The 26,429-nt window shown below is 65.7% G+C and carries 27 protein-coding genes, 1 tRNA gene and 1 pseudogene; 14 read left to right on the plus strand and 15 right to left on the minus strand.

The window, feature by feature from the left end:
- Positions 1-192 precede the first annotated feature (192 nt).
- Positions 193-1,611, minus strand: coding sequence for a M20 family metallopeptidase (locus AB7008_RS45510; RefSeq protein WP_014491612.1), 1,419 nt, complete (start codon positions 1,609-1,611; stop codon positions 193-195).
- A gap of 283 nt (positions 1,612-1,894) precedes the next feature.
- Between AB7008_RS45510 and AB7008_RS45515 the strand changes: the two genes are divergently transcribed.
- The 3 genes from AB7008_RS45515 (at position 1,895) to AB7008_RS45525 (ending at position 4,261) form a co-directional block, all read left to right on the plus strand.
- Positions 1,895-2,866, plus strand: a complete 972-nt coding sequence (locus tag AB7008_RS45515; RefSeq protein WP_441260962.1) for a S1C family serine protease — start codon at positions 1,895-1,897, stop codon at positions 2,864-2,866.
- Positions 2,867-2,901: 35 nt separating this feature from the next.
- Complete coding sequence (locus AB7008_RS45520; RefSeq protein ID WP_441260963.1) at positions 2,902-3,972, plus strand: phospholipase; 1,071 nt, start codon at positions 2,902-2,904, stop codon at positions 3,970-3,972.
- Positions 3,973-4,054: 82 nt separating this feature from the next.
- Entirely contained in the window at positions 4,055-4,261 is a 207-nt protein-coding gene (locus AB7008_RS45525; RefSeq protein ID WP_028159206.1) for a hypothetical protein, read from the plus strand.
- A 79-nt stretch (positions 4,262-4,340) separates the two neighbouring features.
- Here AB7008_RS45525 and AB7008_RS45530 read toward each other — a convergent pair whose 3' ends face one another.
- From AB7008_RS45530 to AB7008_RS45540, 3 genes are all read right to left on the minus strand, one after another.
- Positions 4,341-5,000: a DsbA family protein gene (locus AB7008_RS45530; protein WP_248880263.1), complete on the minus strand. Its 660-nt coding sequence runs from the start codon at positions 4,998-5,000 to the stop codon at positions 4,341-4,343.
- Between the two features lie 98 nt (positions 5,001-5,098).
- Positions 5,099-5,575 carry a PaaI family thioesterase gene (locus AB7008_RS45535; RefSeq protein ID WP_039154421.1) on the minus strand — a complete coding sequence of 159 codons (477 nt, stop codon included), beginning with the start codon at positions 5,573-5,575 and terminating at the stop codon, positions 5,099-5,101.
- A 3-nt stretch (positions 5,576-5,578) separates the two neighbouring features.
- Positions 5,579-6,004 (minus strand): acyl-CoA thioesterase, encoded by a 426-nt coding sequence (locus AB7008_RS45540; RefSeq protein ID WP_041956686.1) that lies wholly within the window; start codon positions 6,002-6,004, stop codon positions 5,579-5,581.
- 111 nt (positions 6,005-6,115) lie between these two features.
- Here AB7008_RS45540 and AB7008_RS45545 point away from each other — a divergent pair, with 111 nt between their 5' ends.
- Positions 6,116-6,664 carry a TetR/AcrR family transcriptional regulator gene (locus AB7008_RS45545; RefSeq protein ID WP_028159202.1) on the plus strand — a complete coding sequence of 183 codons (549 nt, stop codon included), beginning with the start codon at positions 6,116-6,118 and terminating at the stop codon, positions 6,662-6,664.
- A gap of 45 nt (positions 6,665-6,709) precedes the next feature.
- Here AB7008_RS45545 and AB7008_RS45550 read toward each other — a convergent pair whose 3' ends face one another.
- The gene (locus AB7008_RS45550) at positions 6,710-7,192 is read right to left on the minus strand and encodes a hypothetical protein (RefSeq protein WP_304491738.1); all 483 of its coding nucleotides are present in this window, start codon (positions 7,190-7,192) and stop codon (positions 6,710-6,712) included.
- Positions 7,193-7,391: 199 nt separating this feature from the next.
- On the opposite strand from AB7008_RS45550, the gene AB7008_RS45555 reads away from it, so the two are divergent.
- Both AB7008_RS45555 and AB7008_RS45560 read left to right on the plus strand, forming a co-directional pair.
- Positions 7,392-7,682: a PsiF family protein gene (locus AB7008_RS45555; RefSeq protein WP_248880265.1), complete on the plus strand. Its 291-nt coding sequence runs from the start codon at positions 7,392-7,394 to the stop codon at positions 7,680-7,682.
- A gap of 101 nt (positions 7,683-7,783) precedes the next feature.
- The gene (locus tag AB7008_RS45560) at positions 7,784-8,869 is read left to right on the plus strand and encodes an AbrB family transcriptional regulator (protein WP_248880266.1); all 1,086 of its coding nucleotides are present in this window, start codon (positions 7,784-7,786) and stop codon (positions 8,867-8,869) included.
- 110 nt (positions 8,870-8,979) lie between these two features.
- Here AB7008_RS45560 and AB7008_RS45565 read toward each other — a convergent pair whose 3' ends face one another.
- Positions 8,980-9,522, minus strand: a complete 543-nt coding sequence (locus tag AB7008_RS45565) for a disulfide bond formation protein B (RefSeq protein ID WP_028159198.1) — start codon at positions 9,520-9,522, stop codon at positions 8,980-8,982.
- 158 nt (positions 9,523-9,680) lie between these two features.
- Between AB7008_RS45565 and AB7008_RS45570 the strand changes: the two genes are divergently transcribed.
- Both AB7008_RS45570 and AB7008_RS45575 read left to right on the plus strand, forming a co-directional pair.
- Positions 9,681-9,765 (plus strand) — tRNA-Leu (locus AB7008_RS45570).
- Between the two features lie 164 nt (positions 9,766-9,929).
- Entirely contained in the window at positions 9,930-10,232 is a 303-nt protein-coding gene (locus AB7008_RS45575; RefSeq protein ID WP_014491563.1) for a hypothetical protein, read from the plus strand.
- Positions 10,233-10,267: 35 nt separating this feature from the next.
- Here the strand turns inward: AB7008_RS45575 and AB7008_RS45580 are convergent, their stop codons facing one another.
- On the minus strand, positions 10,268-10,729 hold the full coding sequence (locus AB7008_RS45580; RefSeq protein ID WP_304491740.1) for a DUF6314 family protein: 462 nt from the start codon (positions 10,727-10,729) through the stop codon (positions 10,268-10,270).
- Between the two features lie 124 nt (positions 10,730-10,853).
- Between AB7008_RS45580 and AB7008_RS45585 the strand changes: the two genes are divergently transcribed.
- The 4 genes from AB7008_RS45585 to AB7008_RS45600 all read left to right on the plus strand — a co-directional run bounded on the left by AB7008_RS45585 (position 10,854) and on the right by AB7008_RS45600 (position 16,762).
- Positions 10,854-11,087, plus strand: coding sequence for a hypothetical protein (locus AB7008_RS45585; protein WP_014491560.1), 234 nt, complete (start codon positions 10,854-10,856; stop codon positions 11,085-11,087).
- 170 nt (positions 11,088-11,257) lie between these two features.
- Positions 11,258-14,005, plus strand: a complete 2,748-nt coding sequence (locus AB7008_RS45590) for a DUF2235 domain-containing protein (protein WP_441260964.1) — start codon at positions 11,258-11,260, stop codon at positions 14,003-14,005.
- A gap of 121 nt (positions 14,006-14,126) precedes the next feature.
- A complete protein-coding gene (locus AB7008_RS45595) occupies positions 14,127-14,810 on the plus strand; it encodes a response regulator (protein WP_304491742.1) in 684 nt (227 codons plus the stop codon).
- Positions 14,807-16,762, plus strand: a complete 1,956-nt coding sequence (locus tag AB7008_RS45600; RefSeq protein ID WP_304491743.1) for a sensor histidine kinase — start codon at positions 14,807-14,809, stop codon at positions 16,760-16,762. The genes AB7008_RS45595 and AB7008_RS45600 overlap by 4 nt, the downstream gene beginning before the upstream one ends.
- 136 nt (positions 16,763-16,898) lie before the next feature.
- Here the strand turns inward: AB7008_RS45600 and AB7008_RS45605 are convergent, their stop codons facing one another.
- Positions 16,899-17,180 carry a hypothetical protein gene (locus AB7008_RS45605; RefSeq protein ID WP_304491744.1) on the minus strand — a complete coding sequence of 94 codons (282 nt, stop codon included), beginning with the start codon at positions 17,178-17,180 and terminating at the stop codon, positions 16,899-16,901.
- A 226-nt stretch (positions 17,181-17,406) separates the two neighbouring features.
- Here AB7008_RS45605 and AB7008_RS45610 point away from each other — a divergent pair, with 226 nt between their 5' ends.
- The gene (locus AB7008_RS45610) at positions 17,407-17,631 is read left to right on the plus strand and encodes a hypothetical protein (RefSeq protein WP_248880272.1); all 225 of its coding nucleotides are present in this window, start codon (positions 17,407-17,409) and stop codon (positions 17,629-17,631) included.
- Between the two features lie 129 nt (positions 17,632-17,760).
- Here AB7008_RS45610 and AB7008_RS45615 read toward each other — a convergent pair whose 3' ends face one another.
- From AB7008_RS45615 to AB7008_RS45640, 6 genes are all read right to left on the minus strand, one after another.
- Positions 17,761-19,650 carry a hypothetical protein gene (locus AB7008_RS45615; protein ID WP_304491745.1) on the minus strand — a complete coding sequence of 630 codons (1,890 nt, stop codon included), beginning with the start codon at positions 19,648-19,650 and terminating at the stop codon, positions 17,761-17,763.
- Between the two features lie 2 nt (positions 19,651-19,652).
- The gene (locus tag AB7008_RS45620; protein WP_304491746.1) at positions 19,653-20,120 is read right to left on the minus strand and encodes a hypothetical protein; all 468 of its coding nucleotides are present in this window, start codon (positions 20,118-20,120) and stop codon (positions 19,653-19,655) included.
- A gap of 350 nt (positions 20,121-20,470) precedes the next feature.
- The gene (locus AB7008_RS45625) at positions 20,471-21,154 is read right to left on the minus strand and encodes a hypothetical protein (RefSeq protein ID WP_304491747.1); all 684 of its coding nucleotides are present in this window, start codon (positions 21,152-21,154) and stop codon (positions 20,471-20,473) included.
- Between the two features lie 87 nt (positions 21,155-21,241).
- Entirely contained in the window at positions 21,242-21,949 is a 708-nt protein-coding gene (locus AB7008_RS45630) for a hypothetical protein (protein ID WP_304491749.1), read from the minus strand.
- A 131-nt stretch (positions 21,950-22,080) separates the two neighbouring features.
- Positions 22,081-22,329 carry a hypothetical protein gene (locus AB7008_RS45635; RefSeq protein WP_014491549.1) on the minus strand — a complete coding sequence of 83 codons (249 nt, stop codon included), beginning with the start codon at positions 22,327-22,329 and terminating at the stop codon, positions 22,081-22,083.
- A gap of 168 nt (positions 22,330-22,497) precedes the next feature.
- The gene (locus AB7008_RS45640) at positions 22,498-23,463 is read right to left on the minus strand and encodes an NAD(P)H-dependent flavin oxidoreductase (RefSeq protein WP_248880276.1); all 966 of its coding nucleotides are present in this window, start codon (positions 23,461-23,463) and stop codon (positions 22,498-22,500) included.
- Between the two features lie 108 nt (positions 23,464-23,571).
- Between AB7008_RS45640 and AB7008_RS45645 the strand changes: the two are divergent.
- Positions 23,572-25,133 (plus strand): annotated as a pseudogene (locus tag AB7008_RS45645) (AMP-binding protein).
- A gap of 422 nt (positions 25,134-25,555) precedes the next feature.
- Here AB7008_RS45645 and AB7008_RS45650 read toward each other — a convergent pair.
- Entirely contained in the window at positions 25,556-26,329 is a 774-nt protein-coding gene (locus AB7008_RS45650) for a thioesterase family protein (protein ID WP_304491751.1), read from the minus strand.
- Between the last annotated feature and the right edge of the window lie 100 nt (positions 26,330-26,429).

The following is a 26,429-nucleotide window of genomic DNA, read 5'->3' on the forward strand; positions in this document are numbered from 1 at the left end:
GTAGATGGCACACCGAATAGGCCGCGCGTCAACTGCGACCATGCGTATGCAAACGGTGTTCTGGCTGTCTGTTGGGCAAAACCCTGTTCCGCAGCCCAAGCGTTCGGCAATCCGGCGCTAAATCGCGCCGGAATCCGCGCTGCACTGCGGAAAATTTGTTCGCGGCATCAGACGAAGTATCGAGGCGCAATTCTACGCCACGGACATCGTCAGCGGCGGAGCGACGTGGTCCGGCAGCGGACAGACGTAAGGTGTCTTGGCGGTCCGCTTCTGCAAGTCCGCTTTCGCGGCCTTGATCAGCTCCGGATCCATCAACGCCTTGATGCCGATCCCGGCCATCGCCTTGGCCGCCTGCACCATGGCCTTGTGAGCGTGTCCGCTCTTGCCCTGCGCCACCACCTGCCAGGTGTGGAACGGCGTGCCGATTGCAACCGTGGGTGCGTGAACCTGCACGGTCGGCACCACCCAGCTCACGTCGCCGACGTCGGTCGAGCCGACCAGCGGGTTGCGCTTGGCATCGAGCGGCACCAGGAAGTCGGCCAGCGGCCGATCGGTCGGCTCCATGCCGATCGCGTAATAGACCGACGCGATGTCCTTGTCGCTCAGCGTGGCGCGGATCTGGCTGGCAAAGCCCTTGTCGGCGTCGTCGAAATGCGGCGGCCCCAACTCTTCCATCACCCGGTGCAGCGCCTGCTCCAGCGGCGTATTCGGCAGGATGTTGGAGACCGCGGAGATGATCTTCATCTCGACCTTGGTCTCGGTCATCAACGCCGCGCCTTCGGCGATCTTGCTGACGCGTCCGACCAGCTCGTTCATGCCGGGCAGATCGCGAGCGCGGATCGAATAGCGCACGCGCGCATGCGCCTGCACCACGTTCGGGGCGATGCCGCCGGTGTCGAGTAGGGCGTAATGCACGCGCGCGTCGCTCGGCATGTGCTCGCGCATGTAGTTCACGCCGACATTCATCAGCTCCACCGCGTCGAGCGCGGAGCGGCCGAGATGCGGCGAGGCCGCCGCATGCGAGGTGCGGCCGGTGAAGATGAAATCCGCGCGCGTATTGGCGAGCGACGGCGTCACCGCGACCTCCCAGAAGCTGTGCGGATGCCAGGTGATGGCGATGTCGGCGCCTTCGAACGCGCCCGAGCGCACCATGAAGGCCTTGGCTGCGCCGCCCTCTTCGGCCGGGCAGCCGTAATAGCGCACGCGGCCGGGCACCTTGTTCTCGGCGAGCCAGTCCTTCATCGCGGTCGCGGCGAGCAGCGCCGCGGAACCAAGCAGATTGTGGCCGCAACCATGACCGTGGCCGCCGGTCTCGACCGGACGGTGCTCGGCGACGCCGGCCTCCTGGCTGAGGCCCGGCAACGCGTCATATTCACCCATGAAGGCAATGACCGGACCGCCCTCACCCCACTCGCCCATCACCGCGGTCGGGATGCCCGCGACGTTCTCGGTGATGCGGAAACCCTGGTGGCGCAGCTCGGCGAGATGCTCGGCGGCGGACCGCGCCTCGGTGTAGCACACCTCGGGCATGCCCCAGACCCTGTCGCTGAGGTCGATGAAACGCGCCTTGATCGTGTCGACGCCACGCCAGATGTCGCTGCGGTTATCCATGCTTCGGTCCGTGATCTCTTGGTGAAACGAAGCGGCAACGGTTAGCAGCTTCATAGCACCCCGCCTAGCACGTCGCGGGACAGCAGCCATGCGGCCGGTGCTGGATCGCGCGGCCGCTTGCCACCTGTGCGGGCGTCCTGTGCCTGTCGAAGATTTCACGCGGCAATCTCCGGAATAGTTGGGAACGAGGCTTTCAAGACGGCCTCCTCCAGCCTAAATTATGAGTGCTTCGCGCGTCGTTCCGCCGGCAAGGCGGAGCAATGCTCTCAGCCAGGAGAACTCCATGCCCGCCCTGACCGAATGGAGAGTGCCGTCGGCCAATCAGCCGCGCGCGAGCGATTACGGTTTCGATCTCGACCGCTCGCTCGCGTCCGTCGTCGGCCTGCACGCCATCATCCCGCCCGACGCCTTCAGTGCCGAAACGCTGGGCACCGAACGCGCCGGCAACGGCGTCGTGATCGACAACGGGCTGGTGCTGACCATCGGCTATCTCATTACCGAGGCGGAATCGGTGTGGCTGCATCTCGCCGACGGGCGCGTCGTCGAGGGGCATGCGCTCGGCTTCGATTCCGTCAGCGGCTTCGGCCTCGTGCAGGCGCTCGGTCACCTCGACGTCGAACCCTTGCCGCTCGGCAACTCGGCGAAAACAAGGGTCGGCGACCGTGTCGTGGTCGGCGGCGCCGGCGGCCGCACCGGATCGGTCGCGAGCCAGGTCGTGGCCAAGCAGGAATTCGCCGGCTACTGGGAATATCTGCTGGACGAGGCGGTCTTCACCTATCCCGCGCATCCGAACTGGGGCGGCACAGCGCTGCTCAACGAGCGCGGGGAGCTGATCGGCATCGGCTCGCTGCAGCTCGAGCGCGAACGCGACGGCAAGGCCGAGCACGTCAACATGATCGTGCCGATCGACCTGTTGAAGCCGGTGCTCGACGATCTGCGCAAATTCGGCCGCGTCAATAAGCCGTCGCGCCCCTGGCTCGGGCTCTATTCGACCGAAATCGACAACCGCCTGGTGGTGATCGGGATCTCCACCAACGGCCCGGCCGCGCGCGCGGAGCTGAAGACCGGCGATGTCATCCTTGCGGTGGACGGCCAGGAGGTGACTAGCCAGACCGCCTTCTACAAGAAGATGTGGTCGCTCGGCGCCGCCGGCGTCGACGTGCCGCTGACCGTGCATCATGAAGGCGTCACCTTCGACGTCACGGTGACGTCGACCGACCGCTTCAAGCTCTTGAAGGCGCCGAAGCTGCACTGACGAGATCGAACCGACATCAAGCAAGGAAAGTGGCGATGAGCGAGGCCGTCGTTGACGACATCGTGACCGTGCTGCCGCCGCTGCTGAACGCGCTGGATGCACTCGGCTTCTTCACCCGGCATCTGCATCCGCCGGCCTTTGCCTCGGTGATGAATGCGATCGGCACGCCCGACGCGGCGCTGCAGGCGGCGCACGCTGCGATCGGCGCCTGGCCCGAGCAGTTCACCGGCCTGCGCGAGCGGCTCGACCGCGCCTGCAACGAGACGCTCGCCGCCTTTGCCGGCATACGCGAGGTCGAGCGCGGCAATGGCGATCTCGTCGCAGTCTTCCGCGCGCTGCGCCATCTGCCTCGTGCGCAGGAGGCGCTGTACCCGCTGTCGACCCAGTTTCCGCCGGTGAGCAGCTTCTTCCTCAACGCCGCCAATCGCGAGAATGACGATCTGTTGACGCGGCTGGAAGCCGGCGCGGGCGAACACACCGGCATCTTCCACGACCACAACGAGCCCGGCAGCCGCGGCGGCTTCTCGGTCTATGTGCCAGAATATTACTCGCCGGAGCGCGCCATGCCACTGGTGATGGCGCTGCATGGCGGCAGCGGCAACGGCCGCGGTTTTCTCTGGAGCTGGCTGCGCGATGCCCGCAGCCTTGGCGCGATCCTGGTGGCGCCGACCGCGACCGGCCCGACATGGGCGCTGATGGGCGACGATAGCGACACGCCGAATCTCATGCGCATTCTCGACACCGTACGCAGCCGCTGGACCATCGACGGCTCGCGCCTGCTGCTGAGCGGCATGAGTGACGGCGGCACCTTCTGCTACGTCACCGGGCTCGACGGCGCATCGCCCTTCACGCATCTCGCGCCGGTGTCGGCGACGTTCCATCCGCTGATGGCGGAGATGGCGGACGCCGTGCGCCTGCAGGGACTGCCGATCTTCGTCACCCACGGCAAGCTCGACTGGATGTTTCCGGTACAGACCGCGCGCCAGACGCAGGCGGCCCTCTCCGCCGCCGGCGCCGATGTCACCTATCGCGAGATCGACGACCTCAGCCACACCTATCCGCGCGAGATCAACGCAGAGCTGCTGGAGTGGCTGAACGGCGGATGAACGGGTCGTCCTTATCTGCGCCGTACTGCCGCGGAACCATCACTCCGGGCCGACGTTATCGCCCGTCACCGGAGATTCGCAGATGCAGACTTTTTTCGGAATGATTTTGGGCGCGCTGCTGCTCGGTTGCGGCGTATACGTCTATGACTCCATGCAGACGTCGTCGGTTGCCAATGGCGAGGTCGCGACGACCAATCGCACCATCGTGAACTGGGACGTCGCCAAGGCCGATTGGGATGCGCTGCGCGATCGCGCGCATAAGGACTGGGTCCGCATCTCGTCGAAGTAACGACGCCGTATCACGAACGAGGCGCCGTCGCGGGACCGCGGCGGCGCCTTTGTGTTGTAGGCGATCGATGCTGCTCGCGTCAGTTCATCTTGGCCTTGCGGGCATCGGCGATGACCTGCTCGAACTCGGTCATGCTGAGCACGCCCGGCACGCGGTACTTGCCGACGATGAAGGAGGGGGTGCCGCTGAAGCCGAAGGCTTCGGCCTGCTCGTTGTTGCGCTTGAGGACGGCGTCGATGTCCTTGGCGCGGTCGGTGAGATCGCGCTTCAGGCGGTCCATGTCGACGCCGGCGGCCGCGAGCAGCTCGTTGATGCGCGGCTCTGTCAGGCGCGAGCTGACACCCATCATGGCGTCATGCGCCTGATGGTACTTGCCCTGGAATTTTGCCGCGAGCGCGATCCGCGCCGCGGTGACCGAGATCGGCCCGAGGATCGGCCAATCCTTCATCACCAGCCTCACCTTGCCGTCGTCCTGGACGACCTGGCGCAGCTCCGGCTCGAGCTTGCGGCAATAGGGACAATTGTAGTCGGACCATTCGATGATGCTGATGTTGCCGTCGGGATTACCGGCCACGGGAACATCGGGGTCGCGCAGCACCTTGGCTTCGGTCAGCACCTCGTCATCGGCGGCGGCCGCGCGCGCAGAGGTGATCCGACCTGCCGCAAGGGCACCCGCCCCGATCAGCGTCAGCGCCGCACGCCGCGTCGCCACGAGGCCCTTGTTCCTGAATCCAGCCATATCTCGCCCCGTTTCGGTCCCATCGCTGCAAATACGGTTCGCGACCGGGAACTGTTACGCGTCATATAGAGCGTTGCGGGCGCGATGTCATCGCCATGCTATGCGCGGATCGCGGCCGGCGCTGGCGAAGCCGCCGCGCGGGGCAGCATCGCCATCAGCGTCGCGGTCATGGTGGCGATCGGCGTGGTGTTGCCCTCGTGCTCGGCAAAGGCCCTGGCCTCGCAGAAGGTCAGCGTGCGGCCGGGCTTGACCACCTCGGCCTTGAAGACGAAGCGCGTGCCGCGGGCGGGTGCCAACAGCGTGGTCTTGAACTCGACGGTCAGGATGTCGGCCTCGCGCGGCATCAGAGTGAAGGCGGCGACGCCGCAGGCATTGTCGAGGCCTGCCGTGATGATGCCGGCATGGACGAAACCGTTCTGCTGCGTGAAGGCCGCCGAATGCAGCATGGCCAGTTCGACCTCGCCCGGCGCGAGGCGGACGATCACGATGCCGAGCGTGCGCATCGCCGGCTGGCCGTCGAACATGGCAATGGCGGCAGCGCGATAGCCCGGATTTTTCGGCTCGAAAGCGGCCATGGCTCAGGCCTCGGCCGGCTCAGCAAGATGCTGCAGAGCGACCGCGCGGATCGCATCCGTAAACGGCGCCGACTTCCGCTGGCTGCGGTCCATGTGGACGCCGGTGATCTCGCAGAACGCGGCGATCTCGCCGGTTTCGGCATTGGTCATGTCGTGCCGGAAGCGGATCGACTTGTCGCGGACCTCCAGCAAATGGCTGCGGATCTCGACGATGTCGCCGGCGAGCAGCTCCCGCCTGTAGGTGATGTTCTGCTGCACGGCGGCCATGCCGCGGCCGGAAGAGCGCAGATAGCTCGGCGTCAGCCCGAGGCGGGCGAACAGATTCCAGTTGGCCTCGTCGAACTTGCCGACATACCACATGATGTTCATGTGGCCGACGTGATCGCATTGCCACGGATACACCGTGCCGCGATAGGTCGCCTCCTGCATCGCAATTCCTCCCGCCGTTTTTCCGCCTTTTGATCATTGATACGGTAGCGTATCAGCGCCTGCTCGCGTTAGCAATACGGCACCGTATCAAGAACCGGTGAGGCTTCCTTCATGAACGACGGCAAGGGCGATGTCTGGGTCGAGGCAGGGTTTACCGAGCTCGCCCGCTCGGGGGTCGAGGGGGTGCGGGTCGAGGTGCTGGCCAAGAATCTCGGCGTCACCAAGGGCGGCTTCTACCGCCGCTTCGCCGACCGTGCCGCGCTGCTCGATGCCATGCTGGAACGCTGGCGCGAGGGACGTGCGGCGTCGATCGCGCAGCAGACAAGCCTCGATGGGCAAGAACCCCGCGAACGGCTGAAGGCGGTGATCCAGCTCTATTCCGAGCGGCTCAATCCGGAGGGCATGGCGATCGAGCTCGCGATCCGGCAATGGGCCCGCTCGGACGAAAACGCCGCCGCGGCGGTCGCGAGCGTGGACGCGGCGCGGCTCAAGCACGTCGCCGAGCTCTATCGTGCGACCGGCCTCGAGGCCGAGGCGGCCGAGGCGCAGGCCTTCCTGTTCTATTGCTTCATCTTCGGCCAGAGCTTGCTGTTCGTCGAGCGCGGTCCGCGCAAACGATCGCAGCTCGTGGCGAAGTCGGCCGAGAAGCTGCTCGACTAGCGAAATGGCCGGAGCATTGCTCCGGCCATCGCATCATCTCGAAGCTCAGGCGGCGCCCTTCAGCTTCTTGTTGCACTCGCTGTAGTAGCCGCCGCCCTTCTCGATCCACTTCATGCCGCCATTGCCGTTGGTGGTCTTGTTGGCATTGTACTGGTCGACGCAGGTGTGGAGGCGCGCCTTGCCGGCGGTCTCCTTGGCGTATTTCGGATCGACGGCGTTCGGATAGATCGCAGGTCCGGCCGGCAGGGTTGGCGCGGCAGCCGGGGCCGCCTCCTTCTTCGCCTGCTTCGGCTCGGCCGGCGCCGCAGGAGCGGCCGCGGTCGGCGCCGCGGCAGGCGTCGCATCCGCACCGCACTGGGCCTTGCGGAAGTCATTCCACTTCATGGTGCCGAGCGAGCCGTCCTTCTTGGCGGCCTGGTATTTCGCGCTGCACTCCTGCGAGGTCAGCGCCTGCGCCGGCGCGCTCGCGACCAGCGCGGCAAAGCCCGTCAATGCAACCGCACACAGCAATTTTGATTGAATGGTCATCCTTGGTCCTCCTCCTTGGTCTTCCCCGACGGAAGCGAAACGAGGATTGCTATCCTAGCGTGCCGCCCGGCCGCGACAAGGAAGCGATGGCGCCTGCCGCCAAAATATAGTGATCCCCCCGGCTCGGATTATTCATGTCGCGTTCAGCAAGGCGAGCCGACGTTCCCAACCCTCCGCAATCTCGCAAGAGTGCACCACCATGACCTTCACGTCTCGCCTCGCCATCGTCGCCCTGACCTCCCTGCTCGCCACTGGCACCGCCTTCGCGCAGACCGCCGCGCCGGCTGCCAAGACCGACGCCAAGACCACAACTGCCGCCGCTCCCGCCGACAAGAAGGCGCCGAAGGAGCGCTCGGCGGAGTCGCTCGAATGCTCCAAGCAAGCGGACGCCAAGGCACTGAAGGGCAAGGAGCGCAAAAAATTTCGCCGTGAGTGCATGAAGGAAGCAAAGGCCGGCACCGCCGCGCCCGCCGCTGCCGACAAGAAGTAAATCCGTCACACTACGGCTCGCGAGCGTCCGTGAGAGGCGCGCGCATTGCGGCATGACGAGGCTGCAATTGTGTGCCTCTCGCTGATTTGCGATAAGGTGGCGTGAAGCAAATCACCGCCTCCCTGCCGTTCGAATGGCCAAGCCGTGCCAAGATCTTGAGCACGGTGGAGACGCTTGTCATCGGCACCGTCGGCGGCCTCGTGTTTCTGGTCGCCGGACTTCCCGGGGGACTGATCTCGGGCTCGATGATCGCGGTCGGGATCGCCGCGATCGCCGGCCGCCAGCTGGCGCTGCCGCCGATCCTGACCCAGACGGTGCTGGTGCTGCTCGGCATCTCGCTGGGCTCGGTGGTCTCGCGCCACCTGCTGCAACAGGTCAGCGCCTATCCCCTCACCATCGGCCTGCTTGCGCTCGCGACCTTCTGCTCGACCTTCGGCTCGAGCTACTACCTCCAGCGCATCCATGGCTGGGACCGCACGTCGGCCTTTCTCGCCGGCAGCCCCGGCGCGCTGTCGCAGATCACGATCCTGGCGGTCGAGCGCGGCGCCGACCTGCCCGGCATCGCGGTGGTGCAGACCATGCGCGTCATCATCCTCACCGCGGCGCTGCCGATGGTGCTCGCGTTCGCGGGCGTGGCGCCCTCCGTCGCGCCGTCGCTGACGACGACGATCGCCTCGCCGCTCGAACTCGTGGAGCTGGTCGCGGCTTCGCTGGCCGCGGCGCTCCTGCTGCGGCTGATCAAGTTTCCAGCGAGCTGGATGTTCGGCGCGATGATCGCCTCGAGCGTGCTGCATGGCGCAGACTGGGTCGAGGGCGGCCTGCCGAACTGGGTGCGCGGCGTGGCGCTGATCGGCATCGGCGCGCTGATCGGCAGCCGTTTCGCGCGGATGCGGATCAAGACGCTCGCAGGCCACATCCATGCGGCGCTGGGCTCGTTTGCCGTGGCCATCGCCGTCTCCGCCATCTTCGTCGGCATCGTCGCGCTCACTACGCAGGTGAAATTATCGGATGTCGTCGTCGCGTTCGCGCCGGGCGCGATGGATGCGATGCTGGCGCTCGCGCTCACGCTGCACATCGACCCGATCTTCGTCGGCGCCCATCATTTGTCGCGCTTCGTGTTCGTGACGATCGCGACCCCGGGCATCGTGCACCTGTTCGGCCGCACGCAGGACGATGTGGATGATTGACAGGACACAGCTCTCGTAGGGTGGGCAAAGCGAAGCGTGCCCACCGCTTCTTGTACCGACATCACGGAAGCATGGTGGGCAAGGAGCGCGCCTGCGCCGGCCTACGGCGGCTACGCGCGCTTCGCCGTCCGCAAAAATCCCCACGCCGCGATCGCGGCCATCAACAGCGAGATCAGCACGTTGTAGCCGGCGAGCGAGAGGCCGAGGAAACGCCACTGCACCTCGTCGCAGCGCACCACCTTGACGGTATCGAGCTTGGACAGCAGGTCGGCGGCATTGCCGAGATTGATGACGGGACCGGAGCAATCGGTCGGGCCCTTCCAGAACCCCCATTCGACGCCGGAGTGGTAGGTGCCGAGGCCGGCATTGGCGAGTGTCGCCAGCGCGAGGATCGCAAGGCCCGCGAGCAGCAGCGGCCGCGGCGCCCCGCTCCGTGCCGCAAGCGCCGTCAGCACGCCGACCGGGATCGCGAGATAATAGGCGTAGCGCTGCTCCAGGCACAGCGGACAGGGCAGGATCTCCAGCACGAGCTGGAAGAACCAGGCGCCGCCGATGGTCGCTGCGGCAATCAGCGTGACGAGCACCGAGGCGGTCAGCGCGGGACCGGTCCCAGCCGGCCTGAATGCAGGTATTGCGGCACTCTGGGTCGTCACGGCAGCCTCTTTCGGATGGGTCGCTTTCTTAAGGCTCTAACCCCGGCCCAGGCGGCTGTCGAGAACGGCCGGGATCACTTTGGCGCGGGTTGACCCTGCCCTGTCCATGGCTATAGTCCGCCCGCTTTGCGAGGCCCTTTTCCAGGGGCCGACCGGGAGCCCCTGTGGCGGAATTGGTAGACGCGCTCGACTCAAAATCGAGTTCCGCAAGGAGTGCTGGTTCGATTCCGGCCAGGGGCACCACGCTTCGCAGCTACGGCTGGGCGAGCCAGGCGCAAGTCTATCCATGCGAAACAGCGAAGGCTGTCCCGCCGAAGACGGACTGCCTCAATTACCCCCTCCCCTTCCAATCGTCACATCCCGCCTGTATAAACCGGTAGCTTCTTCTGTAACTCGAAGGAGCTCACATGAACGACCTGCATACGTGGCTTTCGCAACAGCACCACGGCCTGCGCACCTTCCGGACATTTCAGCAAAAGCTCGAGACGCTCGGCCGGGACGATCCCGCCCAGCGCGGTCTTTGCCGCCTGTTGAGCGGCCTCGTCGGCAGCTATGTCGAGGCCTTTGACGAGGAGCCGCTGCCGGTCGAAATCGCCGACGGCGCCTATCACCGCCTGCTGACGCTGGTGGCCAGCATCGACCTGAACGCCGACGCCAACCGCCGGCTCGCCGACATCAACCGCGTGGCGGAGAGTGAGCTCTGGCGGTGAGAGACGGCACGGCCGTCGCCATCGCCCCGGCTTGATCACGGGAGACGCGTGTAGGTCGTGTTCATCGTGTAGTCCTTGCGTGGACCCGACACGACATGACGGACGACGAACGTTCCATCCGGCCGGAACGTGTAGGCCGACTGATAGTCGTCGTGCCTGCAAAGATGGCGCGCACGTCCGCTCAGCTCTCCTCCGGAAGATGGGGACAGCGAAATCTCGTGAAACAGCCGCGGCGGATCTTCCTTGAAGAAGACCTTGAATCCTCCGCCGCTGTTGCTGAAGACGTATTCGCGTTCGGCCTGCACAATGGCGCCGTTCGCGAGCTTCAGATGTCCCTGCTCGCGATAGGCCAACCGCCCCCCGTCCAGGGGCGTGAAGATCGCGATACCCTGCATCGTAGCCTGGCCTTCGATGACACGGTCGAAGGACCACGAGCCGGTCAGCTTTTTCGTGACGTCCGTGGCGGCACCCCAGCCATCGCTCGTGGCTTCGTTCATATCTTCAGACCTGCACATTAACCAACCGGTCCAACCTCACAGGACCCTCAGCCGGGAGTTCGACTTCAGCGAGCCGATACCTATATCCTATGGCGACGAAATGGTGATGCAGTGAGCAGTTTCGATGGCCAGGAGACGCACGACGGAAGCGGATGCCGACGACCTCCCCCGCTATTTCGTCTGGGTCCGGGGCCTCGAAGGCCCCGAGCCGCAGAAATGGACGGCGATGGATTTCGGCATCGGTGACTGGAAGCGGCCACAAGTGCTGGCCTTTCTGGAGCTGCCGGAAGGCGAACGGCACCTGCCGCTGTCGGCGCTGGCGCGCCGCTATCCGCCGCCGAAGGTGGAAATCCCGTAGCCCCGCGGTTGCGCGAATCATGGTGGCGCGGCGGCGCGATCCCGCTTGCTACCTCAACGGGACTATGCACAGAATGCACCTGTTTTCATGACGCAACCATTGATTGAAATCGTGGAGTACTGAACGGCTCCAGCCTGAAGTGCTTCACCGTCGATTGCCAGAGGGGCCCCATGACCCAGCATGATGGCGCGCAGAATGGTAATTCTGCCAGACCCAAGCACACGCATGACGATGCAAGCGCCGGCGGGACGACCGTCACCACCCTGTCGAAGCGCAAGCTGGTGCTGTTCGCCGACGGCACGGGCAACGCGTTCACCGCCCAGGAATCCAGCGTCTGGCGGCTCTATGAAGCGCTCGACCACACCCAGCCGGACCAGATCGCCCACTACATCAAAGGCGTCGGCACCGCCGGCTGGGCGCCGCTCGCAGCCATCGACGGCGCCACCGGCATCGGCGTTCCCTCCAACGTCCGCAAGCTCTACCGCTTCCTGTGCTGGAACTGGCGCGAGGGCGACGAGATCTACATCTTCGGCTTCAGCCGCGGCGCCTTCACCGCGCGCACGCTGGCGGCGCTGATCGCGAGCCAGGGGTTGGTGCCGGCAGAAATCGAGGGCGAGCCGGTCTCGCATGCCGAGATGGAGCGCAACGCCATGTCCGCATGGCGGGAATACCGCAAGGAATCGGTGGGCTATCGCAGCCTGCCGACGATCTGGATTGCGCGCTGGATTCGCGACCTGCTGCTCATCATCTACCATTTCGTCTGCAGGCACCGCTCCTACAGCACGGTCCGCAAGGCCATGGCCGGCCGCAAGGACGTCAATATCGAATTCCTCGGGCTGTTCGACACGGTCGAGGCTTTCGGCGTACCGATCGAGGAGCTGCGCGTCGCAATCGACTGGGCAATTTGGCCGATTTCGTTCCGCAATCACCGGCCTTCGCGCAAGGCGATGCACATCTGTCACGCGCTCGCGCTCGACGACGAGCGCACCACCTTTCATCCGCTGCGGATCGACCAGAGCCGTCTAGCGAATGACCAGACTGTCAAGGAGGTGTGGTTCGCGGGCGTCCATTCCGACATTGGCGGCGGTTACCCGGATTCCACCCTCTCCTTCGTTCCGCTGGTCTGGATGACCGAGCAGCTCGGTGGCCAATTGCGCTTCCAGAAGGGCACGATCGAGCGTTTCCGCGAGTATCAATCGGCGATCGGGCCAAAGCACGATTCGCGCAGCGGCGCCGCCGTGCTTTACCGCTACGGTCCGCGGCCGGTCCTCGAAGGCAATGTGAACGGCGGAAAACCGGTCGTTCACTTCGCCGTGGTCGAACGAATGCTGTTCGGATGCGACGATTATGCGCCAATCATGCTGCCGGCGAACGCGCAGGTGCTGATGCCCGACGGAAGCATCAGGGAGCTCACCAATGACGGCGCGCACCAAGCCATGCATGACGCCTACGTGAAGAAAGCGAGGCGCCCGATAAGCAAGGAGGAATCCGACGCCTTCACTGGAATGAAAGCGCCAGACGCGGACATGGCGAATCAGGCGCGCGGCGCCGTGTGGTGGCGACGCGTGGCCTATTTCGCGCTCCTGATCATGACGGGCGTCATTGCCGCCTGGCCGTGGATCGCCCGCAAGATCATAGATACATCCGGCAAGAGCCTGCGCGATTTTGTCAGCAACATCGACTGGGGTTTCAGCGCCGTGCTCGGCTCCGTCGCGAACCTGCTCAAGAACATGCTGCCCTCCTATGCGGGGCCATGGCTCAATATCGCACTCTATTATCCCGTCGCGACCTCACTCGTCGTGCTGGTCACGTGGTGGGTCTGGAGCATCAACGCCTCGCTGCGTGATGGCATCCAGGAGCGGGCGCGGCTCGCCTGGTACCGGCCGGAACGGAAGGCGAGCGCAAAAAACCTCAGCCGGATGAGTTTGTTGTTCAGGTTCGGCGGTTTGATGCAGCGAAATGCGTGGTGGATGAGCTTTCCGTTCACCAAGATCATCTTTCCCATCGTCTCCATCGTCGTCATCTACGCCGCGGCCTTGCTGATCGCCTCGAGCAGCTTTTTCACCTGGCGCGTCGCGACCGGACAGGTTTGTGAAGCCCCGGAAACAAGAGCGGCAGAGGCGAAGAAAAAGGGAGTGAACGTCGCGGTAGACATTCCGCCAGCCAAGCCGGTGGGCGACAACGCGCTTGCTGCGACCGAGCTTTTCAACGTCAACCAGTTCTGCTGGGCCAGCAGGCTCGCCGTGGAGAAGGGTCGCAAATACCGGGTCTGGATCGATATCGACCAACGCTGGTTCGACCGCACGATCATGACCGGCGTCAACGGATTCCAGACCTACGAAAACCACCACTACCTCGCTCTCCCGACCCGGCGACTGTTCGGCGCGGACTGGTTCCAGCCGGTCGTACGCGTCGGCGAGAAGGGCCTGAACGATCAGCCGCTGCAGGCCATGAACGTGATGTCGGCAGATGAACTGCCGCGCCGCATTGACCCGACCCTCCCCGAGGACAATGCTCAGGATGAGCCAAAAAACAGATATCCCGTCCGCATCGAAAACGCTGAGGAATCGAGCACGGACGATGCGGCGAAGCTGACGAAACTCAGGGCTGACATCGCGAAGATGGGCACATTCGATGCGCTTCCGCCAGACGAGCCGGCACGCAAGGTCTGGGACACGCAGAAACTTGCAGACCGGATGGTGGCTGAATTCACCGCACCTGATTCCGGCGAGTTGTTCTTCTACGTCAACGACGCCGTGCAGATCGTCCCGGGCTTCCTGCGATGGCTGGCCCCGGCAAATTACGCCGACTATTTCGGGCCGGACGAACAATACTACAAGAACAACAGCGGCACGGCGCGGATCACGGTACAGCGTCTGCCCGCGCTGCCGACGCCATCGGCTGCGGCAAGGCAGTAGGCGCCGGCCACACCGGAGCGGAAGAGTGACAACGCCCCCATGATTATGGGTGTCGCGGCGTCCGCGCCGCGGCTAAACTTGGCCTCGCGCCGCGGGGGACACGCGGTGCGGGACGATGAACATGAGCGAACAGGGCGAGACGGGTGAGGCCACCACCATCCTCCTCGTCGAGGACGACGCACCGACCTGCTGGCGGCTCCAGGATGCGCTGGTCAAGGCCGGCTACAAGGTGCGCAGCGCAGCCACGCTCGGCGAGGCGCGCCAGGTCCTGAACGGCGGCGCGCCGCGGGTGCTGCTGACCGATCTGCGGCTGCCCGACGGCCATGGCATCGAGCTGATCCGCGAGACCCGGCAGCGCTTTCCCGACACCGAGATCATGGTGATCTCGGCGCTCGGCGACGAGGAGAGCGTGATCTCGGCGATCACGGTCGGCGCCACCGGCTATCTCCTGAAGGACGCCTTCCCGACCGACATCGCCACCACCGTGCGCGATCTGGTCGCCGGCCATTCGCCGATCTCGGCCTCGATCGCCCGTTTCATCGTGCGCAGAACGCAAGGCGCCGCGCCGAGTTCGGCCGAGCCGCCGCGGGGTCCCGTGCTCAACACCGCGCGGCTCACCCCGCGCGAGATCGATATCCTCTGGGGCATCGCCAAGGGTTTCAGCTACGCCGAGATCGCGAGCCATCTCGGCCTGTCCAGGCAGACCGTGCCCGGCCACATCAAGAACATCTATCGCAAGCTCGAAGTGCACACGCGCAGTGAAGCGGTGTTCGAGGCGGTGCAGCAGGGCCTGATCAAGCTGTGAGCGAGATTGCGGCGAAGGCACCTGCGCGCCCGCGGCGCCGGCTGATCGCGGCGCGCCTCGTGCCTTATCTGCTGCTCCAGGTCCTGATCGTGATCATCACCATCCTGGGGCTGCGGCTGCTCCAGCCCAGCGACCCCGACGATTTTGCAGTGAGCGGATTTTCGCTGCGGGAGGACGGCGCGAGCCGTCCCGTGACGCTGCCGCATTTCACGTCGTCGCGCTATTCGCTGTCAGATCCACCGCTCTACACCGGCACCTTCACTTACAGAAACGACGATGCCGGATGGTGCGTATTCCTGCCGCGCTTCAGCAACGCGGTGGAGGTCGCCGTCAACGGCGTCGTCGTGCTCGACTCCCGCCGCGATGCCAACGCCAACCGGCCGGACCGCAACACGCCGCAGATCGCGCTCATCCCCGCCTCGCTACTGCATGACGGCGACAACGAGATCGCGGTGCGGCTGCTCGTCTGGGGTCCGCTGAAGGGCTTTCTCGACAACGTCTATGTCGGGCCGGATGCTGCCCTGCGTCCGTCCTACGAGACACGCACATTGCTGTTCGTCACGCTGCCCGTGGTGTTCTCCGCCTGGCAATCGATCCTCGCCGTCATCCTCGCCATCATGTGGCTGATGCGGCGGCGCGAGCCGGTCTATGGCGTGCTGGCGGTAGCGATGGTGCTCGGCGTGGTGCAGGCGTTCGTGCCGCCGCCGGTGCCGCCAGCCACGACATCGCGGCTTGCCGCCGTGTTGCTGGCATCGGCGCCGACCGAGAGCGCGCTGATCGTCGTCTTCGCCTTGCTGTTCTTCGGTTGGCGCTGGCCGCGCTATGGCGCGCTGCTGTTCCTGCCGGGCATCGTGGTGTTCGCGGTCGGACTGATGGGCGGCCCGCCGCTGCCGCGCATTCTCTTCCTGGTTCTCGGCATTCCCATGGTCGGCGTCTGTCTGCTGCTGATGGCCAGCATCACGGCGGCACAGGTGGTTCGGAGGCAGGACGCCGCAAGCTTCACGCTCGGCTGCGCAGTGACCATCGTGCTGACCTGCTGGGTCCACGACATGCTGTCGGTGTTCGAGATCATGACCAACGAGCGCATCTTCGTCTCGCGCCTGTCCTATTCGGCGATGCTGGTCGCGATCGGCGCCGGGCTGACCTGGCGCTTCGCCCGCGCCCTGAACCAGGTCGACAGTTTTGCCAGCCAGCTCGTGACGCGCGTGCGCGAGGCGGAGGAGCGGCTGAAGGCGAGCTTTGCGCGCGAGGAGGAGCGTGCGCGCGCCGCCGCACTGGCCAACGAGCGCACGCGGCTGATGCGCGACCTGCATGACGGCCTCGGCGGCCAGCTCGTCAGCATCGTCGCACTCTCCGAGCGTGGACACGAGAGCTCAGGCATCACGGACGCCGCGCGCGCCGCGCTGAAGGATCTGCGCCTCGTCATCGATTCCATGGACGACATCGGCGGCGACCTGATGCTTGCGCTCGGCTCCTGGCGCGAGCGTGCGGCGGCACAGTTGCGGCCGCACGACGTCGCCCTCGGATGGCACGTGGCGACGCCGCAGGGTCTGCCGCTGCATCCTGAACTGCGGCCATGGCACGTCATCCAGATCGTGCGCATCCTCGACGAGGCCGTGACCAACGCGGTCAAGCACGCGCAGGCGCGCCATATCGTTGTGACCATCGAGACGCTCGACGACGGCCAAGGAGATGGCCAAGAGAACGACCAAGATAACGGCCAAGGACCGCGGGGCATGATCAGCGTCGCGGACGACGGCAAGGGTTTTGCCCTGTCCGGCAACGGCGAAGCCGGCGGTGCGGGCCAGACCGCACGGGGTCTGCGCAACATGCGAAGCCGCGCCGCGCGCTGCGGCGCGGTGCTGGATCTGGCCTCGGATTCCTCGGGTACGCGCGTACGGCTGCAACTGCCGAAAACCTTTCCCGATAGCGACGCCGCCGCCACGGGCTGAAAACCCCCTCCCCGAACGTGTGGGACGCACGGAGAGAGGGAACGGGCCGGATTATCGTCATGCGGAGGACGGGGGGTTCGTCCGCAGGTCATCCTTTCGCCCGAAGCGATGCAATCAACTCAATCAAACGAGACCGTCAGCGCACACCGACGCGATTGACCGGGCCTCCGCGATTCATCGGCGTTCCCGCACGAACGCCGACGCCGGGCGCGCCGAGCCCGGGCGTCGCCACCGCGACCGCGGCGGCCGGCGCAACCACCACCGCCCCGGTCGGCCGCACCACGCAGCCCTTGGGCACGCCGACCGTCTTGCAATAGACCACCGCCTGCGCCGGGCTCGTGCCCAGCGACACCATCGCCGCGCTCGCGAGCATCATGACCGTCAGCCCGGCGCTCAGCGCTCCCACGTTTTTCGACATCTTGCTCTCCTGCTTCCCGTTCGGCGCCCCGATGCAATCACCGGGTCTCGCAGCCGACGTGCAGCCTGAATGGCAAAAGACGGCGCGCGGATACATGCCATGAAGATGGGGGTGCGGCGGGCGAGCCGATGCCATGAACATGGCATGGACCGGCAACGGCGCTCCGCGAGATGGTCCGGCTCACCCGATCCCAGCGGGACCCGTCACAATCCCAAAGAGGTGCTTCATGAAGACTTCAGTCCTTACCGCGCTGCTGCTCGCTGCCGCCATCCTGCCCGCCGCCGCGCAATCCGGTCCGACGCCGCAGGAGCAGATGGCCTGCCGCGGCGACGCCGGAAAATTCTGCGCCGAACATATCGGCAAGCCGCCGCAGATGAATGCCTGCCTGCGCGAGAACAAGACAAAGCTCTCGGACGCCTGCCGCAAGGTGGTGGAGTCGCACGGCGGGTGAGCTTCTTCCCCTCTGTGGGAGAAGGTGCCTCGCCAATGGCAAGGCGGATGAGAGCTGCCTCGACGCACCGAGAGCAGAGACTCTCTGCCGCGAGCCCCCTCTCCCGCGAAGGAGGGAGAGGGACAGCAGCTAGTTCGTCAGGCCATAGACGTCGATGCGGCCGTCATAAGTCGGGCGATAGATGCGGCCTTTCCAGACGATCGGACGGTTGAACTTGGGATGCATGAAGGCGTGCTCCGGCCCCCAGTCCTCGCTGTCCCAGATCACCTGGAGCCGTTTGGAGCCATCCGGATTGGTGGCGAAATTCTGCGCGTCGTAGACCAGGAAGCGGCCCGGACTGAGAAGCATGTTGCTGTCCTGATAGGGCACCATCGCCACGATGATGCCATCGGTGCCGTTGTTGGCGGCAAGCGTGATGCTCCAGCCGGGCATGCCGCCCGGCGGACGCGGCGATTGCGGCGAGGCGATCTCGTTGCCCCCGGCGAGATAGGTCGTTCTCCCGTCGGCTGCAATCGACCAGGCCCGCAAGGCGCTGTTCTCGCCGCCGACGAAATGCATGGTGCCGTGGGTGGCGGACTGGAACAGCAGCGGCGTGCCATGCAGATGCCGCGTGGCGCCGCCGGGAAACAGATTCAGCTCCATTGGTGACGCCGGCGCCGGCGACACGGCGGGATCGAAATACGTGTACAGGATCGGCGGCATGCGAAGCCTGTTGTAGTTCGCCGCGAAATGCCCGGCCACAAGTTCGCCCGGCTGCGTCTTGCCGAGCGCATTGGCATTGCCGGTGTAGAGGATGCCGTCCTTGCCCGCGGCCAGAATGGCATGGGCGGAGGCGACATAGACCGGACCGCCGGAACCGAAATCCTGGTCGCCCCACATCGACTCGTTCATCGCCTCCATGTGATGCGCCACGACCGGCGCGATCTGCGCATCGGTAGCACTGCGACCGGAGGTGACCGCAACATGCGGCATCTCGCGCGCATACCGCGGCTTCAGTGGCATTCCCATGCGCCTCGCATGCGCGATCACGGAGGGCAGGGAAACGTTCGATGGCAACGCCAGTTCGTCGTCGTCATCGTCGGCGATTGCCGCGTCCGCGGCCGCGCCGACCCGGTTGGCGTCGGTCCACGGCGCCCACCACGACATGACTTCGAAATGCGCATTGTTTCCGGTGTGCAATGCGAGCCGCACGATGCTCTCGCCGAAATCGCCATGCTGCGGCGAGAACGCTCCGTTGCCGGTGATGACGTAGATTGAACCGTCGGGCGCGAGGGCCGGGCCGGCCCCGCTCTGCCACAGCCCGCCGCCGGAGCCGGTGACGGTGGAGCACCACGACGCAGCGAGCCGCCAAGCATGGACGTCGACCGCGAGCAGCCAGCCGCGCGCCGTCTTCGAGGTCTCGGCGATCGTGCCGAAGGGAATCAGCACGTGGTTCCGCGTCAGCGTCAGGGCGCTGCGCTGCTTGCGCTGGGCCGAGACGAATTTCTGCACCGGCAGGCCGTTCGGCGGCGTGTAGACCGCGCCCTCCAGGTTCAGCAGCCCGTGCACCTTCGAGCCGTCACGGATCCGAAGCGCCGCGAGGAAATGCTGCCCCTTGGCGACGCTGCCGTCGTCGCTGATCCAGGCGCAGGCATAGAGGATGCCCGCCCCCTCGTCGATCACCGGGGTCGAGAGAATGCCCCAATGGACGTTGGTCATGTGGCCGTCGATCGCCCTCGTTCCGACGATGGGACGTCCGAGGTTGGTCGCCCAGATCTTCTCGCCGCTCACAGCGTCGAATGCATAAACCCAATTGCCCATGCTGGCCTGGAAGATCAGGTCGCGGGTCTTGCCGTCGGCTGTGCGCACGCCGCCGACCGCCAGCGGCTGCGCCTCGAGCCTGGGATCGTCGGGTATCGGAAGGCTGAAGAGTTTGACGATGCCCCTGGTGCGGACGGCGGTCGCCGTCAGCACCGTCTCGGAATTGTTCGCACCGGTACGGGCACGGTCGTAGCTGCGGGTCGTGACGGAGGCGACCATGGTCAGGCTCCGTAGGCGAGGAGGCTTCCGGCCGCGATCAGGCAAGCCGCTGCAAGCGGTCGTACGTTGCGCAAGCCTGCGCGCCACCCGCGCGACACGACGGCTCCGCAGGCAAAGCCGAGCCCGGCCATGATCGCGCTCGACAGTGCGGCAACGGCCGGCGCATCAGGCGTGCGCGACGCGAGATTGTCGATCGCCAGCAGTGGTGGCAGCACATAGAACCAGCCCGGCACATTCAAAAGACGCTGCGCGATGGGGTGGCGCACCACCAGCGATGCGCCGCACGCGATCAACAGGATCGCTGCGAGCCCGCCCGCGACCGGCATCGTGACGCCGAGCGCGGAACCCAGCGCATCGCAAGCGCCGAACATCAGAATGAGCGGCAGCACATGCCGTTGCGGAACGATGAATGCGAGTGCAAAGGCAATGATGAGACTGTCCGCGGACGTCCACAACAGATGTATCGACATGGAAACCTCTAAAAGGTTTGCAATGCGAGATAAGTGAGGTCAATCGAGAAGGCCGCCCCGCCGTCCGCCTTCGAGGCAATTGCAGCGCGGTGAAGCCGCGATTCCGCGCGAGAAAGTGGAGCAGCCAGGCAGTGCCGGCTCTATCAACCGGCGTCGGCGCGGTGACGCCTTCGCGGTACGGCGCGAAGCAGCGACCCGAAGCTAACAGCGCTACGCCCATGACGCGGCCTTTGGCTGGCCACGCCGATCATGCATTGAACGGAGATCGTCTGGAAGTTGAAATTCGAGGCAGGCGCGTCCGCAGAACGAACCGTCGCTCACGATCGCGTGCGCGACGGCGGGGATGCGCGCTAATCATCGTCGGACCCGAACAGCCTGATCTGCGGCAAGCCGCTGCGCGGCCGGCTCGCGACATCGCGCGCATCGGAATCTTCGCGGATGTTGCGCGCGACGTCATCCCAATCGGTGCGGTCGCGCATGCCACGCGGCTCGCGGGGGTCATAGTGCCGGCGTTCGGCCCAGCGCTCGCGGCGCTCCATGTGGCGCCGTTCGGACGCGGCGCGCTTCACATCGGAATCCCTGGCCTTGGCATAGGCGTTATCGGGTGAGGGTGGCTGCTCTGTCGATGCCTGCTGCTCGGCAGGCCTTGCGACTTGCGGAGGCGATGCCGGCGCCGGCTTGGGCGGCTCCGCCGCGGCCGCCTGGGAAGGCTGCGGGGCTGGCGGCTCGGCAGTCGCCTGACTTGCCTGCGTGTCGGACTTTGCGGGTTCGGATTTGGCTTCGGCCTGTGCCGGCGCGGCGATCATGGCGCCGAAGGCTTGCGAGCCGGCGAGATATTGCAAACGCTCGGATGGCGCGTTCGTCGTCGCGGGTTTGGCGGCTTCAGCGCGCTGCGCCATCTTGCTCGTGTCCGGCCCCTGCTTGGGCGCGACCGGATTCATGATATTGCCGGCGACGATGCCGCCGCCAAGACCAATGGCGATGGCCGCGACGATCGTTCCGGCACCGACGAAATAAGCTGTCGAGGCGCGCATTGGTCCACTCCCTCTTTGGAGCGGGCAACGTTTGTCGATTGCCGGATGTTCCCGATACGGGGCGCAGTTCCCGGAGGAACTTGTGCGTCAGATCTGCTGCGCGACCTTCTCCAGCCCGATGATGCGGGCGAGCTTGCGCACTTCTTCTTTCTGGTCGTCGCGCAGCTGGAACAGCAGCGGCATTGCGGCCGACTTCAACTGCTGGACCTCGTCGCAATTCGGATCGATCGGCACGCCCGGCGCGTTCGGATTGGAGAGCTTGTTCGCCGAGATCTTGCGGACGACGTTGCGCAGAGCGGTCTCGACCGAAGGCCAGTAATATTCCTGCGACGACGACAGCTTCAGGCGATCCCTGATGCCCGCGATCTGGGCCTCGGACAGCAACGAATAGGATTTCTGCGGCGGCGGCTTGGCGACGACCTTCGGCTTGGCCGGGACTTCGACGGCAGGAAGCTCTGCGGCGGCCGGCGCATCATGCGCACTTGCCTTGGGCATCGGGAAGTCGGACGGCGTGGCGGCGGCGAAGGCCTGGCGCAGCGGCTCGGTCAGCGCCGGGGTCTGCGAAAGCCTGTCGGGGGGCACCTGCACCGGCTCGATCGCGGCCGAAGCCAGCGCCAGCGTCGGAACCAGACGGTCGGCCTTGGCGGCGCGGTTGGTCGCGAGCGGCTTCGGCGGGGCCTGTGTGATCATCTCGGCGCTGACGCTGGGCACGCTGTCACGGCCGAGGATGGCAGTGGTGGCCGCGCCGAGGACGAGGAAGCAGGTCAGCACGACGATGGTGATGGCTTTCGACAAACGTCTCTCCGCGCCCAGCTTCAAGTCCATGTGATCAGTGCCCGGAAACTGGGCGGTAATTAAGGCCGAACGGTGCCATCGTAACGGCAATCGCGCGGACTACAGCGACATGCCTTGAAATTTCAAGGAAATCAGGCAGCTAGCGCGAGGTCGTAGGCATCCTGGATGTCGGCGACGATCTCCGAGGCCTCCCAGACCGCGCGCGGCTCGACCGATTGCAGCGTCACCGTCCAGTTGCCGCCCCGGCGAGTGCGGGGGACGCTGACGATGTCGAAGCGCACGTTGCGGCACAGCGGATGACGGGCCAGGGCATGGGCCACGCGGACCCGGATTTCGTCCAGCGTCGCGGCTGTCTTGCTATTGAGAAAATCGAAGTCCATCGCCTGTCCCTCTCGGTCCTGATTGGCGGCCGTGACGGGATTCTTGGCGGGCGTTGGTTAATCTGCCGTTAAGTACGGGGCCTCTGAGGAGCGCTCGATTAACTGTGATCGGGAGCGACGGCCCCTCCTCTCCTTCCCCCGCAAGCGGGGCGAGGGGAAGGACGCCGCTTACCGCCCGCCCGCATCGCGATATTCGGCGAGGGTCCGCGCCACGAGATCGTCGACCGCCATCACGTCGGTCACGCCCGACGTCGCGTGTCCTCCGCTCCAGATATCGCGCCAGCGTTTCGGGCGGCTTTCGCGCGCGTCGACGTCGATGTCCTTGCCGATGTCGATCGCGCCACGCGCCGGCAGATCGTCGGGATCGAGGCCCGCAGCTACGATCGACGGCTTCAGCATGCTGGTCTGCAATCCCGTGAACGCGGTGGTGAGCAGGATGTCGTCGGCGTTGCTCTCGACCAGCATCTCCTTGTGGCGCTCGTCCGCCATGCTCTCGCGCGTCGCGATGAATTTCGTGCCCATGTAGCCGAGATCGCAGCCGAGCACTTCGGCCGCATGCAGCGCGCGGCCGTCGCTGATGCCTCCGGCGAGCACGATGATGCCGTCAAAGAACGCGCGCACCGCGCGGACGAACGCGAACGGATTGAGCCAGCCGGTCTGCCCGCCTGCGCCCGCGGTGAGCAGCACGAGCCCGTCGGCGCCGGCTTCCGCCGCGCGCTGGGCGTGGCGGATCGAGGCTACGTCCGCCAGCACCAGCGCGCCGGCATCGTGCAGCGGCTTCAACACCGGCGCGGGCGACCCAACAGAGGTGATGACGATCTCCGGCTTGTGTCGCAGCAGCACGGCGAGATCCTGCTCCAGCCGCGCGTTGGAGCGATGCACGATCAGGTTCGGGCAAAGCGGCGCGGCCTTGCGACCTGTGTGATCTTCGTGTTGCCGCAGTCGCGCTTCGATCTCCGCGAACCACGCCTCGAGCTGTTCCGTGCTGCGGCAATTCACGGTGGGGAAGCTGCCGATCACGCCATTGCGACAGGCCGCGACCATGAGCTCGACGCCCGACACCAGAAACATCGGCGCTGCGATCAGAGGCAGAGCGAGACGATCACGGAAGTGTTGCAGTCGATCGGATGCCACTCACGCCTCCTTGCGCGGGCTTTGTCGTTCCATCCCGCCTTCCCTGTGCTAGCGTTGCGCGCAAACATTGGCACGTCAAAAGCCGATGACAAAGCAACGGGGAAACATATGTCCGATCCGCTCCACGCATCGTCCCCGACTTGCGCGCAGACGCTGCGGGCACTGTCGCGCTATCCCGGCCGCACCGCTTTCGCCTGGCCCGGTGGATCGCTGAGCTATCAGGGCACCATCGACCTGATCGGACGCATCCAGGCGGTGTTCATGCGGCTTGGCTTGCAGCCCGGCGCGCGCGTCGCCTTCCTCACCGCGAACCGTGCCGACACCTGGTGCGCCGGCGTCGCCGCGCAATTATCCAGGCTCTGCGTCACCTGGCTGCATCCGCTGGGATCGCGGGCAGACCAGCTCTTCCAGCTCGAGGATTCCGAGGCCGAGATGCTGGTGGTCGATGCCGCCACCTTCCGCGATCGCGGCGGCGAGCTCGCCGCGAGTGCGAGCCGGCTCAAGGCTGTCTTCACCATGGGAGTCGCCGACTATGGCGTCGACCTCCTGCAGGCGATCGAGATCGAGGGCCATGCCAGCGCGCATTGCTTCGCCGGCCCCGACGATCTCTCCACGCTGAATTACACGGCGGCACGACCGGCAAATCCAAGGGCGCGCTGCGCTATCACCGCGAGAACGCCGGTGGTGCTGCCGCGATCCTCGCCGACTTCGAGATCCCGGACACGCCGCACTATCTCGCGGTTGCCCCGATCAGCCATGTCGCCGGCACGAAAGTCGTGCCGACCCTGATGCGCGGGGGCACCGTGCACATGCTGAAAGGCTTCGATCCCGAGGCGGTGCTGGCGACGATCGCGCGCGAGCGCATCAATTTCACGCTGTTCGTGCCGACCATGATCTACGTGCTGCTCGATCATCCCGCGCTGAGCAGGACCGATCTGTCCTCGCTCGAGCTCGTGCTCTACGGCGCTTCCGCGATGTCGCCGAGCCGGCTGGTCGAGGGCATCGAACGCATTGGGCCGGTGTTCTCGCAGCTTTACGGGCAGACCGAATGCTATCCGATTTCGGTGCTGCGCAAGGCGGATCATGATCCCAGGACGCCGGAGCTGTTCCTGTCCTGCGGCTTCCCGATCTCGACCTGCGACGTCAGGATTCTCGACGACGACGACCAGGAAGTGAAGACGGGCGAAGCCGGCGAGATCTGCGTGCGCGCGCCGCATGTCATGGCCGAATACTGGAAGCGGCCCGACATCACCGCCGAGACGCTGAAGAACGGCTGGGTCCACACCGGCGACGTCGCGCGCAAGGACGAGCGCGGCTACATGTTCATCCTCGACCGCAAGAAGGACATGATCGTCTCCGGCGGCTTCAACATTTTTCCGCGCGAGGTCGAGGACGTGCTGTCGCAGCATGCGGATGTTGCGATGGTCGCGGTCGTGGGCATTCCCGACGAGAAATGGGGCGAAGCCGTCACCGCCATCGTCGTGCCGCGCGAGGGGGCAAAGCCTGATCCGGACGAGCTGATCAATCTGGTGAAGACGCGAAAAGGCTCGGCACATGCACCGAAGCAGATCCGGTTCGTCAAGCAGCTGCCGATGACCGGCGTCGGCAAGGTCGACAAGAAGGTGCTGCGCGCAGGCTTCTGGAGCGGACGGGACCGGATGGTGGGGTAGTCATCCCGATCTGCAACTTGTGGCAGGCAGCACCGCACGGATTCCCGCGGCCGGACCCCGGGGTTCTACGGGTCGCTGTGACCCGCGAACCACAGCTTGGAAGGGACTTTTCAGGCACGCTGTCCGCGCAATTGCAGGCGAATCAACGAATCAACTAGACCGCTGACGGGGCTGGGAAGCGGAGTATCAAATGAGAGTCGCTTCCTTGGAAAGTGCGTTGGCCGCGATCACGTTGATCACGGCTATCATCGTCCTGCTGTGGGAGATCAAGATCGTCTACGGCAGCTGAACTGGCAGGACGCTGGCGTCGAACAGAGACCTCCGGACAAGAAGAGGTTCGCGACCAGGGCATCCCTTCCGCGGCGGCGGAAGTCTGCCGTTCCATCGGCTCAAAGGAGCGCTCACGGCGCTTGCCGTCACGCTTACCGCTTTTCGATCACCAGACTCTGCACCGCGCGGCCGAAATAGCCGTGGCGATCCGCGAGCCGCGACATCGCGAGGCCGGCGCCGTCGGGGCCGATCCAGGATTCACCGTCGAGCAAGACCCACTCGCCGACCGGCTGGCGCGACAGGTTCACGGTGAGGTCGGCATTGATGTAGGTCCAGGCGCGGAAGTCGAGCGTCGAGGCGGTGCCGTTGGAAAAGTCGGCGGCGACCACGGCGCGCATCGCCTGCGAGACCGCTTCGCCCTCGACCAGCGGATGGTCGAGGCGAAACCAGATCGCGCCGGCCCCGGCCTGGCCGAAGCGGCCGCGCGCGGCGCGCATCGAGACCATGCCTGCGAACGGACTGGTCGCGCCATGGCCGTCCTCGACCAGCGAGTCCTCGGGCGACGGCAGCGTGACCGGCAACTCCCTGACGTCGTCCGGCAACGGCTGCGATTGCCGCTTGATCTTGAGCACGGTGGCACCGACGACCTGAACACCGTCGGCGAACAGCTTGATCTCGCAGAGCTGGATCTTGCGCCCCTCGCGCAAAACCTCGCTCTCGATCGTGAGCGGCGCCACCGGCGCCGGGCGCATCAGGTCGATGGTGACGCGCGCAACATTCATCGGCACCGGCGTCGGAATGCGTTCGGCCGCCCACGTGACCAGCGCAGACGGCGCCGAGCCGTGCTGCATGCGCCGGTCCCACGGACCGGCAGCATTGGGGCTGGTGACGACGCTGTTGCCGTCGACGCGGTAGATGGCGGTCATGTTTGCACGATATCTCGGCTGGCTTAGACGGTCGGAGCACAGCAAAAGCTGTCGTCCCAGCGAACGCTGGGACCCATAACCCCAGGAAGAAGTTGTGACG

The organism is Bradyrhizobium sp. 521_C7_N1_3 (genome assembly GCF_052075975.1).
GTDB lineage: Bacteria > Pseudomonadota > Alphaproteobacteria > Rhizobiales > Xanthobacteraceae > Bradyrhizobium > Bradyrhizobium japonicum.